The sequence below is a fragment of the Brevundimonas diminuta genome, assembly GCF_039673845.1.
Classification (GTDB): Bacteria; Pseudomonadota; Alphaproteobacteria; order Caulobacterales; family Caulobacteraceae; genus Brevundimonas; species Brevundimonas diminuta_E.
The window spans coordinates 171,239-186,225 of record NZ_JBDJMK010000006.1 but is presented as its reverse complement, the minus strand read 5'-3'; the positions used below and the strand labels follow the sequence as shown (position 1 = coordinate 186,225).

General features: G+C 66.0%; 14 protein-coding genes. All 14 read left to right on the top strand.

The annotated features are described in order from the left end of the window. The first annotated feature begins 114 nt into the window (after window positions 1-114). The 14 genes from ABE454_RS08420 to ABE454_RS08355 all read left to right on the top strand — a co-directional run bounded on the left by ABE454_RS08420 (window position 115) and on the right by ABE454_RS08355 (window position 14,985). Window positions 115-1,209 (top strand): Glu/Leu/Phe/Val family dehydrogenase, encoded by a 1,095-nt coding sequence (locus ABE454_RS08420; protein WP_346530839.1) that lies wholly within the window; start codon window positions 115-117, stop codon window positions 1,207-1,209. Between the two features lie 411 nt (window positions 1,210-1,620). Continuing rightward, window positions 1,621-3,258, top strand: coding sequence for a flagellar basal-body MS-ring/collar protein FliF (gene fliF / locus ABE454_RS08415; RefSeq protein ID WP_346530838.1), 1,638 nt, complete (start codon window positions 1,621-1,623; stop codon window positions 3,256-3,258). Continuing rightward, window positions 3,258-4,295 (top strand): flagellar motor switch protein FliG, encoded by a 1,038-nt coding sequence (gene fliG, locus ABE454_RS08410; protein ID WP_346530837.1) that lies wholly within the window; start codon window positions 3,258-3,260, stop codon window positions 4,293-4,295. The genes fliF and fliG overlap by 1 nt, the downstream gene beginning before the upstream one ends. Before the next feature lies 1 nt (window position 4,296). Then, window positions 4,297-4,971, top strand: coding sequence for a flagellar assembly protein FlbE (locus ABE454_RS08405; RefSeq protein WP_346530836.1), 675 nt, complete (start codon window positions 4,297-4,299; stop codon window positions 4,969-4,971). Continuing rightward, window positions 4,971-5,303 carry a flagellar motor switch protein FliN gene (gene fliN / locus ABE454_RS08400; RefSeq protein WP_346530835.1) on the top strand — a complete coding sequence of 111 codons (333 nt, stop codon included), beginning with the start codon at window positions 4,971-4,973 and terminating at the stop codon, window positions 5,301-5,303. Before ABE454_RS08405 ends, fliN begins: the two co-directional genes overlap by 1 nt. Before the next feature lie 41 nt (window positions 5,304-5,344). Next, entirely contained in the window at window positions 5,345-6,754 is a 1,410-nt protein-coding gene (locus ABE454_RS08395) for a sigma-54-dependent transcriptional regulator FlbD (RefSeq protein WP_346530834.1), read from the top strand. 4 nt (window positions 6,755-6,758) lie between these two features. Continuing rightward, window positions 6,759-7,643, top strand: coding sequence for a class A beta-lactamase (gene bla / locus ABE454_RS08390; protein ID WP_346530833.1), 885 nt, complete (start codon window positions 6,759-6,761; stop codon window positions 7,641-7,643). Between the two features lie 56 nt (window positions 7,644-7,699). After that, window positions 7,700-9,799, top strand: coding sequence for a flagellar biosynthesis protein FlhA (gene flhA, locus ABE454_RS08385; protein WP_346530832.1), 2,100 nt, complete (start codon window positions 7,700-7,702; stop codon window positions 9,797-9,799). A 54-nt stretch (window positions 9,800-9,853) separates the two neighbouring features. Next, the gene (locus ABE454_RS08380; RefSeq protein ID WP_346530831.1) at window positions 9,854-11,389 is read left to right on the top strand and encodes a sensor histidine kinase; all 1,536 of its coding nucleotides are present in this window, start codon (window positions 9,854-9,856) and stop codon (window positions 11,387-11,389) included. Continuing rightward, window positions 11,386-11,808 carry a response regulator gene (locus ABE454_RS08375; RefSeq protein WP_346530830.1) on the top strand — a complete coding sequence of 141 codons (423 nt, stop codon included), beginning with the start codon at window positions 11,386-11,388 and terminating at the stop codon, window positions 11,806-11,808. Before ABE454_RS08380 ends, ABE454_RS08375 begins: the two co-directional genes overlap by 4 nt. 1 nt (window position 11,809) lies before the next feature. Beyond that, window positions 11,810-12,856: a histidine kinase dimerization/phosphoacceptor domain -containing protein gene (locus tag ABE454_RS08370; protein ID WP_346530829.1), complete on the top strand. Its 1,047-nt coding sequence runs from the start codon at window positions 11,810-11,812 to the stop codon at window positions 12,854-12,856. Between the two features lie 49 nt (window positions 12,857-12,905). Continuing rightward, complete coding sequence (locus ABE454_RS08365; protein WP_346530828.1) at window positions 12,906-13,379, top strand: NUDIX domain-containing protein; 474 nt, start codon at window positions 12,906-12,908, stop codon at window positions 13,377-13,379. Window positions 13,380-13,441: 62 nt separating this feature from the next. Beyond that, on the top strand, window positions 13,442-13,618 hold the full coding sequence (locus tag ABE454_RS08360; RefSeq protein WP_346530826.1) for a CsbD family protein: 177 nt from the start codon (window positions 13,442-13,444) through the stop codon (window positions 13,616-13,618). A gap of 125 nt (window positions 13,619-13,743) precedes the next feature. After that, complete coding sequence (locus ABE454_RS08355) at window positions 13,744-14,985, top strand: hypothetical protein (protein WP_346530825.1); 1,242 nt, start codon at window positions 13,744-13,746, stop codon at window positions 14,983-14,985. The last annotated feature ends 2 nt before the right edge of the window (window positions 14,986-14,987 follow it).

The window sequence follows — 14,987 nt, the reverse complement described above, 5'->3', positions numbered from 1 at the left end:
GGGCGAAATCCGCAGGGGGCGCTGAAGCCGGGCGCCGATGTATGGACGTGCTTGCCGTTTCGGCGAGGGGCGCGTATGTCCATGCGCACAAAAAATACCCAGGAAAGGCCTGTCATGGGCACGACGCTGTTTGAATCTCCCTCTTTCGCGAACCATGAAGGCGTTCACGCCTTCTTTGACGAGAAAACCGGCCTGAAGGCTATTGTTGCAGTGCACTCGACCGCACGCGGCCCGGCCGTCGGCGGCACCCGCATGTGGAACTACGCTTCCTCGGCCGAGGCGCTGGAAGACGTGCTGCGCCTGTCCAAGGGCATGAGCTACAAGAACGCCATCGCCGATCTGGAGATGGGCGGCGGCAAGTCGGTCATCATCGGTGACAGCCGCACCCAGAAGTCGCCCGAACTGTTCCACGCCTTTGGCCGCTATCTGAACGGTCTGGGCGGTCATTATTACGCCGCCGAAGACGTCGGCACCTCGGTCGAGGACATCGCCGAAGCGCGCAAGGTCACCGAATACGTCCTGGGCCTGAAGGACGGCCCGGAAGCCTCGGGCGATCCCAGCCCGGTCACGGCTGAGGGCGTGTTCCGCTCGAACCTGGTCGTCGCGCGCCGCCTGTTCAAACAGGACGACATGACCGGACTGACCGTCGCCCTGCAGGGCGTGGGCCACGTCGGCGCCTATCTGGCCGAGAAGCTGCACAAGGCCGGCGCCAAGCTGATCATCACCGACGTCAACCAGGCCAACCTGGAAGCCGTGGCCGCCAAGACCGGCGCCGAGATCGTCGCCCCGGACGCCATCTATGACGTCGCCGCCGACATCTACGCCCCGTGCGCCCTGGGCGCGACGCTGAACCCGCAGACGCTGGATCGCCTGAAGGTCAAGGCCGTGTGCGGCGCCGCCAACAACCAGCTGGCCACCCCGGACATCGGCGACGCGCTGTTCAAGCGCGGCATCCTGTATTCGCCGGACTACGTCATCAACGGCGGCGGCATCATCAACGTCGCCTCGGAAATGAACGCCCGTCAGACCGGCGGCGCCTATGACGCCTCGTGGGTCGAAGGCAAGCTGTCGCGCCTGATGGAAACCTTCGAGGAAATCCTCGAGCGTTCGGTGTCCGAGAACAAGCCGACCCACCTGATCGCCGACGCCATCGCCGAGGCCCGCATCAAGGCCGCCGCCGACAAGAAGGCCGAGGCCCAGAAGGTCTAAGACCTTCGACAAGATAGCCTGCCGTCTTCGGACGGCGGGCGGGCGCCGGGGGCGCCGAAGGGGGTGCGGGGCGTGATGGTCCCGCAGCCCCTTTTTCTTTTGCGCATTTGCCTTCCTTCTCCCGGCGGGAGAGGGCTTGAGCCTCCAAGAGCCGAAGGCGATTGGTTAAGGTGAAAGGGTGAGGGGCTTGTCCCGTCAGTCGGCGTCAGCCGTCGCGCGAACTCATCGATCGCGAACCCTCACCCCTTTGCGCCAGAACGATCGCTGCGCTCTCGTGCGCTCAAGCCCTCTCCCATCGGGAGAGGGGCTGCGGATTCCTATCTCTTTAACGCCTCTTAACGCCGCATTTACCATGCAGGCGGCAGTTTCTGCCTAGCGGGTCGCTTCGGCCCGTGTGTGCAGGGGCATGGCGTGGGCGGCTTCGCGGAAGCTTTGAAGAAGTTCGGCATCGGACGCCTGGCCGCCATTCTGGGCGTCGCCGCGGGCGTGGCGGCCGTTCTGGTCGCCGTCATGCTGCGCGTGGGCCATGCGCCGGACGCCCTGCTTTACTCCAATCTCGACCTGCGCGAGGCGTCCGAGATCAGCGCCGCCCTGAATCAGGCGGGCATTAAATATTCCTCCAAGGGCGACGGCTCGACCATCTTCGTCAGCCGCGACGAGGTCGGCACGGCGCGCCTGATGCTGGCGGGCAAGGGGCTCGTGACCTCGGGCAGCGTCGGCTACGAAATCTTCGACAACCAGTCGGTGCTGGGCCAGACCGAGTTTCAGCAGAACCTGAACGAACAGCGCGCCCTGCAGGGCGAGCTGGCGCGCACCATCATGTCGATGCGCGGCATTTCCTCGGCCCGCGTCCACATCACCATGCCGCGTCGTGAGATGTTTCAGGCGGCCGCCATCGACCCGACCGCCGCCGTGGTGGTGGGTCTGTCGGGCCGCGACCTGACGGCGGATCAGGTGCGGGCCATCCGCAACGTCGTCGCCTCGTCCGTGCCGAACCTGAAGCCGGACAAGGTCACGGTGACGGATCAGGCCAACCGCACCCTGGCGGCGGGTTCGGAAGAGACGGGCTTCACCTCGGCCACCGCCGAGGCGGCCAAGGCCTCGACCGAGGCCCAGATGCAGGCCCGCATCAAGGACATCGTCGAGGGCGTTGTCGGCGCGGGCGCCGCGCGGGTGCAGGTGACGGCCGACATCGACCACAGCCGTTCGACGACGCAAGAGCAGAAGTTCGACCCGGACGGTCAGGTCGTGCGCTCGACCTCGACCAACGGCAGCCAGTCGCAGGACACGACCGGCCAGCAGGACGGCGGCGTCACCGCAACGAACAACATTCCCGGCGGCGAGGCGCCGAACGCCACGCCGCTCGGCTCGACCCGCGCCGAGAACACCGAGACGACCAACTACGAAATCTCCAACACCACGACGACGACGGTGAAGGAGCCGGGCGAGGTCCGGAAGCTGTCCGTCTCGGTCGCGGTCGACGGCAAATACACCCCGGCCGCCGACGGCAAGGGCGAGCCCGCCTACGCCGCCCGCACCGAAGAGGAAGTGCAGCAGATCAAGGCCCTGGTCGCCGCCGCTGTCGGCATCGACGAGGCGCGCGGCGACAAGCTGGAGGTCGTCAACGTCCGCTTCAACCGCGAGCCCTCGGCGGCGCCGGGCGAGGAGAAGGGATCCTCCCTGTTCGCCTTCGACAAGAACGACATCATGCGCGGGGTTGAGCTGCTGGTGCTGCTGGTCACGGGCCTGCTGCTGATCTTCTTCGTCGTGCGTCCGTTGCTGAAGGCGGCGACGGGGCAGGGCGGCGTTTCGGCTCTGGCCGGGGCGAACGGCATTCCGGTCACGGCGCTGGACACCCAGATCGTCGGCGGAACCCTGCCGGGCGGCGCGCCCATGCTGCCCGGTCCCAGCGACATGGAGCAGCGCATCGACATCGCCCGCATCGAGGGGCAGGTGAAGGCGTCCTCGATCAAGAAGGTCGCCGATTTCGTCGACAGCCACCCAGAGGAATCCACGGCGATCCTGCGCGCCTGGATGCATGAAACCTGATGGCGGCGCGGCTGGTTTCAAAAAGCGCGGCGGTCGATGACGCGCGCAAGCTGACGGGGCCTGAAAAGGCCGCCGTCGTTCTGCTGTCTCTGGGCGAAGAGCACACCGCCCTGTGGCAGCAACTGGACGACGAAGAGATCAAGGAAGTCTCTCAGGCCATGGCGGGGCTGGGCACGGTCACCGCCGCCGTGGTCGAAGAGGTGCTGGTTGAGTTCGTTTCCGGCATCGGCGGGTCCGGCTCGCTGATGGGGTCGTATGAGCAGACGCAGCGTCTGCTGGCCTCCTTCATGCCGGGCGACCGCGTCGACGCCCTGATGGAGGAAATCCGCGGCCCGGCCGGGCGCACCATGTGGGACAAGCTCGGCAATGTGAATGAGGCCGTCCTCGCCAACTATCTGAAGAACGAATACCCGCAGACGGTCGCGGTGGTCCTGTCGAAGATCAAGCCGGACCACGCCTCGCGCGTGCTGACGGCCCTGCCGGAAGACTTCGCGTTGGAATGCGTCCAGCGGATGCTGCGGATGGAGCCGGTCCAGCGCGACATCCTCGACAAGATCGAACAGACCCTGCGCAGCGAGTTCATGTCCAATCTGGCGCGCACGTCCAAGCGCGACTCGCACGAACTGATGGCCGACATCTTCAACAGCTTCGACCGCCAGACCGAGGCCCGATTCATCGGCGCGTTGGAGGAACGCAACCGCGATGCGGCCGAACGCATCCGCGCCCTGATGTTCGTGTTCGAGGACCTGTCGCGTCTGGACCCGGGCGGGGTGCAGACCCTGCTGCGCGCGGTCGAGAAGGATCAGCTGGCGCTGGCGCTGAAGGGGGCGTCCGATCCGCTGCGGGAGATGTTCTTCTCCAACATGTCCGAGCGCGCTTCGAAGATCATGCGCGAAGACATGGATTCCATGGGGCCTGTCCGCCTCAAGGACGTCGACAGCGCCCAGATGGCCATGGTGCAGGTGGCCAAGGATCTGGCGGCGCGCGGCGACATCATGCTGGCCGGACAGGGCGGCGACGACGAGTTGATCTACTGACATGACCGCACAGACCTCCAACGCCGTCCCCTTCGCCTTCGACACCGAGTTCGGGGCCGACGGCGCCGTGCTGCGCGCCTCCAGCTGGCAGCCGACCAAGCGCTCGTTCGCACCGGCCGAGGTCGAGGCTCTGGTCGCGCAGGCGCGTCTGGAGGCCCGGCAGCAGGCGCTGAACGAGGTCGAGGCCCTGCGCGCCGAGGCCCTGTCCATCGTGGCGCAGACGGTGTCGCAGGCGGCGACCGCCCTGCGCGATGTGGCCGAGGCGCACCGTCGCGAATCCGCTGAACTGGCGCTGGCCGCCGGGAGGGTGATCGGCTCGGCCGCCTTTGAGCGTTTCCCGCGCCGCCCGCTGGAGGCCGCCATCGAGGCGCTGGCGCAGGAGATGGACGCCACGCCGCGCCTTCTGGTCCGCGCCTCCGGCCTGGATGAGGACGGCCGCGCCCAGATCGAGGCCCTGTGCGCCCAGTCCGGCTTTTCCGGTCTGGTGGTGTTCCGGGATGAGCCGCATCTGCCCGCCGCCGCCTTTGCGCTGGAATGGGCCGACGGGCGGGCTGAATTCGATCCGGCCGAGGCGGAGGGCCGCGTGGCCGCCGCCCTCGACGCCGCACTGGCCGCAGAAGCGGGCCATGCCGAGCCGCCCCCTGCAGGCGGCGCTCATGACAGGAGGGGCTTCTGATGGCCACCGACGATCTATCGCTTGAGGAATTCGGCGAGTCCACGGCTCTGAACCTGGCCGATGACGGCGGCGAGAAGTCCGCTGTCGATCTGGCGCCGGTCTTCGACGTGCCGGTCAACATCTCGGCCGTGCTGGGCAAGGCGCATATGTCGGTCGCCCAGCTGCTGAAACTGAACAAGGGCTCGGTGCTCGAACTGGACCGCAAGGTCGGCGAGGCGATCGACATCTTCGTCAACAACCGGCTGGTGGCGCGCGGCGAGGTCGTGGTTGTCGAGGATCGGCTGGGCGTCACCATGACGGAAATCATCAAGACCGAGGACACGGGCGCCTGATCGGCCGCCCCGTCACGGACAGGATCTGAAGGAGTAGGGCGATGCGTCTTCTGGTGGTGGGCCGACTAAGCGGCCAGCTGGCGACGGCGGTAAAGATGGCCATGGCGCACGGCGCCAAGGTCCAGCACGTCGAGCGCGCCGATCAGGCGACCGAGCAACTGCGCCGGGGGCAGGGCGCCGACCTGCTGATGGTCGATTACCGCATCGACATCGCCGCCCTGATCGCCGCCAACGACGCCGAGCGCATCCATGTGCCGGTCGTGGCCTGCGGCGTCGACGCCGACGCCCGCGAGGCGGCCGACGCCATCCGCGCCGGGGCCAAGGAGTTCATCCCCCTGCCGCCCGAGGCGGATCTGATCGCCGCCGTCCTGTCCGCCGTGGCCGATGACGAACGGCCGATGATCTCGGCCGATCCGGCGATGAAGCACGTCATCCAGCTGGCCGATCAGGTGGCGCGTTCGGAAGCTTCCATCCTGATCACCGGCGAAAGCGGCGTGGGTAAGGAGGTGATGGCGCGCTATCTGCACACCCACTCGCGCCGCGCGGACAAGGCCTTCATCAGCGTCAACTGCGCCGCCATTCCCGACAATCTTCTGGAATCCGAACTGTTCGGCCATGAGAAGGGCGCCTTCACCGGCGCCGTGGCGCGTCGGATCGGCAAGTTCGAGGAGGCCGACGGCGGCACCCTTCTGCTGGACGAAATCAGCGAGATGGACGCCCGGCTTCAGGCCAAGCTGCTGCGCGCCATTCAGGAACGGGTGATCGACCGCGTCGGCGGCGCCAAGCCTGTGCCGGTCAACATCCGCATCATCGCCACCTCGAACCGCGATCTGGCCAAGGCCGTGGCCGAGGGGACGTTCCGCGAAGACCTGCTGTATCGCCTGAACGTGGTGAACCTGCGTCTGCCTTCCTTGCGCGAACGCCCCGGCGACATCGCCGTGCTGGCCGATCACTTCGTCAAGAAATACGCCGCCGCCAACGGCGTGCCGCCGCGCGCCATCGGCGTCGACGCCAGACGCGCCCTGGTCGCCCACCGCTGGCCCGGCAACGTGCGCGAGCTGGAAAACGCCATGCACCGCGCCGTCCTGCTGGCGGCGGGGACCGAGATCGACGTCGACGCCATCCGCCTGCCAGACGGCCGTCCTCTGCTGGGTGGAGACGGCGCCGCGACGGCTGCCGCCCCGGCCTATGACGCGGGCGTGGCCGGTCAGGCGGCGCAGGCCGCCGACGCCGTGACCCGTAGCTTCGTCGGCCAGACGGTCGCCGAGATGGAGAAGACCCTGATCCTGGACACGCTCAGCCACTGTCTGGGCAACCGCACCCATGCGGCGACCATTCTGGGCATCTCCATCCGCACCCTGCGCAACAAGCTGAACGAATACGCCGACGCAGGCACGCCGATCCCGGCGCCCCAGTCGGGCGTGGCCGCCGCCTACGGCGCGGCGGTTTGATCCGATGCGCGCCGACCGTCGCACCCTGCTGATCGGCGCGGGCGCGCTGGCGCTGGGCGCGTGCGCGCGTGGGACTGAGCCTGCGGCGGCGGAACCCGTCGTTCTGGACCTCGATCTGTCGGCGCTGGAGGCCCGTCATGGCGGGCGTCTGGGCGTCTCGGTCCTGACGCAAGGCAAGCGCGCCGACTGGCGCGGGGACGAGCGGTTCGTCTATTGCTCGACCTTCAAGATGTATCTGGCCGCCGCCACCCTGTTGCGCGTTCAGGCGGGGCAGGAGCGGCTGGACCGGGCGATTCCGGTGATGCAGGCCGACATGATCGCCCATGCGCCGTTGACGCAGCCTGCTGTGGGTTCGACCCTGACCATCGAGCAACTGATGAAGGGCGCGGTTGAGGTCAGCGACAACCCCGCCGCCAACATCCTGATCCGCGAAATGGGGGGGCTGGAGTCTTTGCGCGCCTTCTATCGCGGCATCGGCGACGACAGCACCCGCGTTGACCGGCTGGAGCCGGAACTGAACCGCCCCGATGGCGACAAGGATACGATCACCCCGGATCAGTCGGCCCGCAATATCGAGCGGCTGATCCTGTCGGAGGCCTCGCCGCTCGAGTCGGCTTTCAAGCGGTTGCTTCTGGAATGGATGGTGGCGTCGCCGACGGGGCAGGCGCGCCTGAAGGCGGGCGTTCCTTCCGGCTGGACGGTCGCGCACAAGACCGGCACGGGCGGCGACGGTTCGGTGAATGACATCGGCGTGCTGTATCCGACCGACGGCGAGCCCATCGTCATCGCGGTCTATTTCCACGCCACGAAGGATTCGACCGACGCCCAGCGCGAGGCGGTCATCGCCGATGCGACCCGGCAGGCGCTTAGGGCGCTGGGGCATGGCTGACATGGATGAGATCTGGCGAATCCTGTCATCAGGCGACATGACCTTCGCACGTCGTCATGGCTGACGCGCCGACCCTGATGAAGGACGGCATGGCGCGCCCCACGGGGCGTGACGCGCTCGGCTGGCTGATGCGCGGCGAGGTCGGCATGGCGGTCGGCGTCATCGGCGTCATCATGCTGTTGATCCTGCCGATCCCGAAGATGCTTCTGGATCTGCTGCTGGCGATCTCGCTGGTGTCCAGCGTGCTGATCCTGATGACGGCCGTGATGATGAAGCGGCCGCTGGACTTCGCCATCTTCCCCACGGTGCTGCTGGTCTCGACCCTGTACCGGCTGGGGCTGAACCTGGCCTCGACGCGGCTGATCCTCAGCAATGGTCAGGAAGGCCACGACAGCGCGGGTAAGATCATTCAGGCCTTCGGCGAGCTGATGATGGGGGGCAACTTCATCATCGGCGTCATCATCTTCGCCATCCTGCTGGTGGTGAACTTCGTCGTCATCACCAAGGGCGCGACCCGCATCGCCGAGGTGTCGGCCCGCTTCACCCTGGACTCCATGCCGGGCAAGCAGATGGCCATCGACGCCGACCTGTCGGCCGGGCTGATCAACGAGGATCAGGCCAAGCTGCGCCGCAAGGAGCTGGAGCAGGAATCGACCTTCTTCGGCGCCATGGACGGCGCCTCGAAATTCGTGCGCGGCGATGCGGTCGCGGGCCTGATCATCACCTTCATCAACGTCATCGGCGGCCTGCTGATCGGGGTGCTGCAGCATGGAATGCCGGTCGGCGATGCGGCCAACACCTATATCCAGCTGACGGTCGGCGACGGTCTGGTGACGCAGATTCCGGCCATCATCGTCTCGGTGGCGGCGGGCTTCCTTGTGACCAAGGCGGGCGTCGAGGGCTCGGCCGACAAGGCCTTCGCCGCCCAGCTGGCCAGCAATCCGGTGTCGCTGGGCGTGGTGTCCGGCACGGCGGGGCTGATCGGCCTGATCCCGGGGATGCCGCTGCTGCCCTTTGCGGCGCTGGCGCTGGGAACGGGCTTCATGGCGTGGAAGCTGGGCCGCGACCGGCTGAAGCCCCCGCCCGCCGAGCCGGTCGACCTCAAGCCCAAGGAGGATGTCGAGGAGCCGATCTCCACCGCCCTGACCATCGATGAGGTCAAGATCGAACTGGGCTATGCCCTGCTGGCCCTGATCAATGATCTGGAAGGGCGCCGCCTGACGGACCAGATCCGCGCCCTGCGCCGCTCGCTGGCCCAGGAGTACGGCTTCGTCATGCCCAGCGTGCGCATTCTCGACAACATGCGCCTGTCCAATCAAGGCTACGCCATCCGCATCAAGGAGATGGACGCCGGGGCGGGCGAGGTGCGCCTCGGCTCCCTGATGGCGATGGACCCGGCGGGGCGTCAGGTCGAACTGCCCGGCGAGCATACGCGCGAGCCCGCCTTCGGCCTGCCTGCGACCTGGATCGATGAAAGCCTGCGCGAAGAGGCGACCTTCCGCGGCTACACCATCGTCGACCCCTCGACAGTGCTGACCACGCACCTGACCGAAATCCTCAAGGAGAATATGGCCGAGCTGCTCTCCTACGCTGAGGTGCAGAAGCTGTTGAAGGAGTTGAAGGGCGAGGAGCAGAAGCTGGTCGAGGAACTGATCCCCTCGGTCGTCACCGTGACGACGCTTCAGCGCGTCCTGCAGGCCCTGCTGCGCGAGAAGGTGTCGATCCGCGACCTGCCCGCCATCCTCGAAGGTCTGGCCGAGGCGGCGCCGCACACCACCAGCGTCTCCACCCTGGTCGAACACGTCCGCAGCCGTCTGGCGCGTCAGCTGTGCTGGCAGCACCGGGCCGACGACGGCGCCCTGCCCATCGTCACCCTGTCGCCCGAGTGGGAGCAGGCCTTCGCCGACAGTCTGGTCGGGCCGGGCGAGGACAAGCAGCTGGCCATGGCGCCCAGCAAGCTTCAGGACTTCATCCGCGCCGTCCGCGACGTGTTCGAGCGCGCGGCCATGACGGGCGAGAACCCTGTCCTGCTGACCGGGCCGCAGGTGCGCCCCTATGTGCGCTCCATCATCGAACGCTTCCGGGGTCAGACGGTGGTGATGAGCCAGAATGAGATTCATCCCAAGGCGCGGCTGCGGACCGTCGGCTCCGTCTAGGCCATCGTGCGGTAAAGGCTGGACACGGCTCCGGCGGCGAATAAGGTTCGGGATATGAAACGCTTCCGGCCGGCCCTGCGCACCTTTGGCGCCTTCCTGCGCACGCCGACCCTCAGTCGCTCGATCATCGCCCTGCTGGCGCTGGCGCTGCTGCTGCTGCTGGCGGTCAATACGGCGACGCTGGTGATGATCCAGCGGACCTCAAACTACAACGACACCGTCGATCACAGTCAGCAGGTCCGTCTGGCGGCCAAGGACATGCTGATGCTGCTGACCGACGCCGAGACGGGCCAGCGCGGCTTCATGCTGACGGCGCGGGCGGAATATCTGGGCGTGCACGACAACGCCGTCGCCCGGCTGCCGGTGGTGATTGAACGTCTGGAGAAGCTGGCGGCCGACGATCCCGGCTTCAGCGCCCGCGTGGCCAAGGTCCGCTCGATGGCCGATGAGCGGCTGAAGCTGATGGACAACACCATCGAGCTGACCCGGACGGGCCGCATCGGCGAGGCGGTGGCGCAGATCCGCAGCGGCAAGGGCAAGGCCCTGATGGACGCCATGCGGGTCGAACTGGCGGCCATCGACGCCAATGAGGCCAAGCGGCTGGCTGAACGCACCCGTCAGTCGGAGTGGGCGCAGGCCGTGACGGTGGCGGTCAACGCCCTGGCTGGTATCCTGATTTTCGTGCTGGCGGGGATCAGCGTCTGGCTGGTGCGGCGCTATGTGTCCGAGATCGAGGCGGCGCACTTCGAGCTGGATCGCGTCAACGCCGGGCTGGAGAACGAAGTCCGCGACCGCACCGCCGAACTGACCCGCGCCAATGAGGAAATCCAGCGCTTCGCCTATATCGTCAGCCACGACCTGCGCGCGCCGCTGGTCAACGTCATGGGCTATACCTCGGAGCTGGAGCAGGTCGCCCGTCAGCTGGATGAACAGCTGGTCGCGGTCGAGGCGGCCCATCCCGGTCTGGTCGACCCCGAGGCGATGCGCGCCGTGCGCGAGGATGCGCCCGAGGCTGTCGGCTTCATCCGCACCTCCACGGCCAAGATGGACCGGCTGATCAACGCCATCCTGCGCCTGTCGCGCGAAGGGCGACGTGCGCTGGCGCCGGAATGGCTGAACATCACGGCCATGGTCCGCAACATCGCCGACACCGTCCACCATCAGGTCGCAGAAACAGACGGCGAGATCATCATCGGCGACCTGCCGCAGCTGGAAAGCGACCGTCTGGCCATTGAGCAGATTTTCGGCAACCTGATCGACAACGCCGTGAAATATCAGCACGCGGGGCGCGCCATCCGCGTCGAGATTCAGGGGCAGGAACTGCCGGACGGCTGGCTGGAATACCGCATCAGCGACAACGGGCGCGGCGTGTCGCCCCGCGACCATGAGCGGATTTTCGAACTGTTCCGCCGCTCAGGCAAACAGGACCAGCCGGGCGAGGGGCTGGGGCTGGCCTTTGTGCGCAATATCGTGCGGCGCCTTGGCGGGGCCATCGATGTCGAATCGGAGCTTGGCGAGGGGTCGACTTTCGTTTTGAAATTTCCGAAACGTCTGACCATGCTGGGTGACTATCAAGGAGATCGCCTGTGAGCCACTCGGTGAAGATCGTCATGGTCGAAGACGATCACGGCCACGCCAAACTCATTGAAAAGAACATCCGGCGGGCGAATATCGCCAATGATATCGTGCATTTCGACCACGGTGACCCGGCGCTGGAATATCTGTTCAGCGACGAGGTGCGCCATGACGGGCCGCTGCTGATCCTGCTGGACCTCAATCTGCCGGACATGTCGGGCACGGATATTCTGGAGCGGGTCAAGTCGGACGAGAACCTGCGCCGCGCCCCGGTCGTCGTTTTGACCACGACGGACGATAAAGTTGAAATTCAGCGCTGTTACGACCTTGGGTGTAACGTCTACATTACCAAACCCGTGGATTATGAGGCGTTCGCGGGCGCCATCCGCCAACTGGGTCTGTTTTTATCCGTGATGCAGGCGCCCGAGATCTGACGTGGTGACGCAATCGGGGGCCGCTATCCGTCTGCTCTATATTGATGACGACCGGGGGCTGTCCCGGCTGGTCCAGAAAGAACTCGGCCGTCACGGCTATGAGGTCACCTGCGCGCCTGACGCCGACAGCGGCTATGAGGCGCTGAAGACGGGCCAGTTCGACGTCTGCGCCCTGGACCACTACATGCCCGGCCGCGACGGTCTGGACGTCCTGCCCGACATCCTGGCCCTGCCGACGCCGCCGCCGGTGGTCTATGTCACCGGCACGCAGGACGGCCGCGTGGCCGTCGCCGCCCTGCGCGCCGGGGCGGCCGACTATGTCATCAAGGACGTGTCCGAGGACTTCACCGCCCTGTTGCGCTCGGCCGCCGAGGACGCCCTGCTGCGCCGTCGGCTGGAGCGCGAGAACGAACAGGCGCTGGAAGAGGTGCGTCAGGCGCGCGACCGGGCCGAAGCCCTGCTGCGCGAGGTGAACCACCGCGTCGGCAACTCGCTGCAACTGGTGTCCAGCTTCATCTCCCTGCAACTGCGCCAACTGGCCGACGAGGGCGCGCGCGACGCCCTGCGCGAGGCCCAGGTGCGGATCGAGGCCGTGGCCCATGTTCACCGGCGTCTCTACACCTCGGCCAATGTCGAGCGGGTGCAGATGGACGAATACCTGGCCGGTCTGGTCGAGGAGCTCAGCAAGTCGATCGGACCTGACGACGGCGGCCCGCGTCTGGACCTGCGCGCCGAACCGCTGGAGGTGACGACCGATCAGGCCGTCTCTCTGGGCGTCATCGTGACGGAACTGGTCACCAACGCCGTCAAATACGCCTATGAGCCGGGCGCTGCGGGCGAGATCCGCGTCATCCTCGAACAGATCGAGGACGGCCGCCGCGCCCAGCTGACGGTCGAGGATGATGGCCCCGGCATGGGCGACGGCGCGCCCAAGGGCACGGGTCTGGGTTCCAAGATCATCTCGGCGATGGCGGGCGGACTGCGTTCGTCGATCGAGGTGGACCCGGCGCATCGGGGCGTGCGCGCCTGTCTGTTGTTTGAACTCTGATCGCGCTTTTGGCTTTCGCCCGGCGTCGCTGCAGGGTTAATGTTCGCGGATGAAGCTTCAGTTCGGCACGGCCCGTCCCGGCCTCGACTATCTGCATCGCCCCGCGGTCTTCGGTCTGGCCGAACGTGAGGGCCGCATCGCCTGCGTGCGCGTGGATCGCGGCGACGGGGCGGCCTATTTCGATCTGCCCGGCGGCGCCCTTGATCCCGATGAGACGGAACAGCAGGCTCTGGTCCGCGAGTTCGGGGAGGAGACGGGTCTGATCGTCCAGCCGGTCGATCGCCTGACCGAGGCGGGCCAGTATTTCCAGAAGTCCGACGGCGCGCCGGTGAACAACGTCGGCGGCGTCTGGATCGTCAGCGTCACGGGATCGGATCTGTCGACCAAACAGGAAGACGATCACGAACTGGTCTGGCTGGAGCCGCTGCGCGCCCTGGCCAGCCTGCGGCATGAGGCGCATAGCTGGGCGGTGGCCCGCTGGCTGCGCGGACGCAGCGCCGCAGCCTCGGAACCTCGTCCGTAAAAAAGGGTTGTTTCCCCCGAGAGGCCGCCAGCCCCGGCGGCCCGCAAGACAGGGAGCTCCTCATGGCTGATCATGACCGCATCGAAGGCGCCGCCAAGAACATCGGCGGTAAGATCAAGGAAGCCGCCGGCAAGGTGACCGGCGACGAAAAACTGAAAGCCGAAGGCCGCGCCGATCAGGTCGAAGGCAAGGCCCAGAACGCCTTCGGTGGCCTGAAGGATACGCTGAAGGGCAAGTAAGGATCTGTCTGATGCTTCTGGCCGCCGTTCTTTTCAGGAACGGCGGCTTTTTCTATATTGCAAGATAACGGCGTATGTGATGCCTTGGTCGTATGATGTTGCGGAATGTGGCGCTACGATCGTTGTTGGCTGGCGTCATCGCTTACTTTTCTGCTGCAACGGAGTTGCATGCCCAGGAAACGCTTTCTCCTGAAGAAAGGTTTTTTACCGAGGGTCGCTACCTTCCCGCCTATTTGGATTTGAAAGCTCGATCTGAGGCTGGCGATACGGCAGCACGTCAGATGTTAAGCCAGTTCGCGGCCTTTCTAGGGGATGAGGCGACGGCAGTGGGGTTGGAGGAGGGACCTCCGTGGGTGGAACTGAACCGTCCCGATCTGGAGCATGCCCAGGCGCAAGACGCCCTTGAGGCCATTGTCGAGGCGGCTGGTAAGACGCGCATCGTTATTCTGAATGAGGCGCACAATGTATCGGCCCATCGTGCTTTCGCGGCGCAGGTTATCCGGGCGTTACGCCCGCTGGGTTATGAGTGGTTCGCGGCCGAAGCCTTCATCCCGCCGCAGCCTGTGCCTTTTATAAATATCAGCGGCTACCGTCAGGGCATGCCGTTCCTGACCGGATACGGCTACTATACGCGCGATCCTGTATTCGCCGAGACGGTGCGCGAAGCGGCCCGTCTGGGTTACCGCTTTGCCGACTATGAAGAGCGCTTTGATCAGGCGGCGTCGCAGGATGCTGACGGAGTGACCCAGATCGCCGTGCGCGAAGAAGCGCAGGCTGATAATCTGATCTCCAACATTCTGGCGCAGCATCCGGACGCGCGTATCTTTGTCTACGTTGGCTATAGCCACGCCATGGAGCAGTCGGGAAGCGGTGGCCGCTGGTTTGCAGAGCGCCTTAAGGCCAAGACGGGAATAGATCCGTTGACGATAGAGCAGTCCATGAACTGGCCTGCGATGAAGCCGCAAAATGATCCACCACATGTTGCTGCTGTTCTCGAACGGTTTGCGCCCAAGAAGCCGATTGCGGTTTCTTTGGATGGCGAAATCGTAGCGACGCGAAGCTATGTCGGCAAAATGGACCTCTCGGTCTTTCATCCCCGGATGGAGGCGGTTGCAGGACGTCCTGGCTGGCTGGCCGCCGATCCGGAACGGAGGCGTGTCACGGTCCCCGTTTCGCCTTCACAGGAGACGGTGCTGGTCCAGGCTTTTCCGCAAGGAGAAAGCATGGCCGGGCCGCCGTCGGATCACTATCTGTTGCCTTCGGGTTCAACAGAGGCGACTTTCTTCCTGCATCCCGGCCGTTATGTCTTCCGGCAAGAAAGTGCGGCGGGAATTCAGCCTGTTTTCGGTGCGCTCAAGGTCGATTAGGC

Bases quoted from the DNA above. Each gene is read 5' to 3' on its own strand.
- bla (WP_346530833.1), top strand. From the start codon at position 6,759: ATGCGCGCCGACCGTCGCACCCTGCTGATCGGCGCGGGCGCGCTGGCG.
- ABE454_RS08405 (WP_346530836.1), top strand. From the start codon at position 4,297: ATGACCGCACAGACCTCCAACGCCGTCCCCTTCGCCTTCGACACCGAG.
- ABE454_RS08360 (WP_346530826.1), top strand. From the start codon at position 13,442: ATGGCTGATCATGACCGCATCGAAGGCGCCGCCAAGAACATCGGCGGT.
- ABE454_RS08365 (WP_346530828.1), top strand. From the start codon at position 12,906: ATGAAGCTTCAGTTCGGCACGGCCCGTCCCGGCCTCGACTATCTGCAT.
- ABE454_RS08380 (WP_346530831.1), top strand. From the start codon at position 9,854: ATGAAACGCTTCCGGCCGGCCCTGCGCACCTTTGGCGCCTTCCTGCGC.
- ABE454_RS08395 (WP_346530834.1), top strand. From the start codon at position 5,345: ATGCGTCTTCTGGTGGTGGGCCGACTAAGCGGCCAGCTGGCGACGGCG.
- flhA (WP_346530832.1), top strand. From the start codon at position 7,700: ATGGCTGACGCGCCGACCCTGATGAAGGACGGCATGGCGCGCCCCACG.
- fliG (WP_346530837.1), top strand. From the start codon at position 3,258: ATGGCGGCGCGGCTGGTTTCAAAAAGCGCGGCGGTCGATGACGCGCGC.
- ABE454_RS08420 (WP_346530839.1), top strand. From the start codon at position 115: ATGGGCACGACGCTGTTTGAATCTCCCTCTTTCGCGAACCATGAAGGC.
- fliN (WP_346530835.1), top strand. From the start codon at position 4,971: ATGGCCACCGACGATCTATCGCTTGAGGAATTCGGCGAGTCCACGGCT.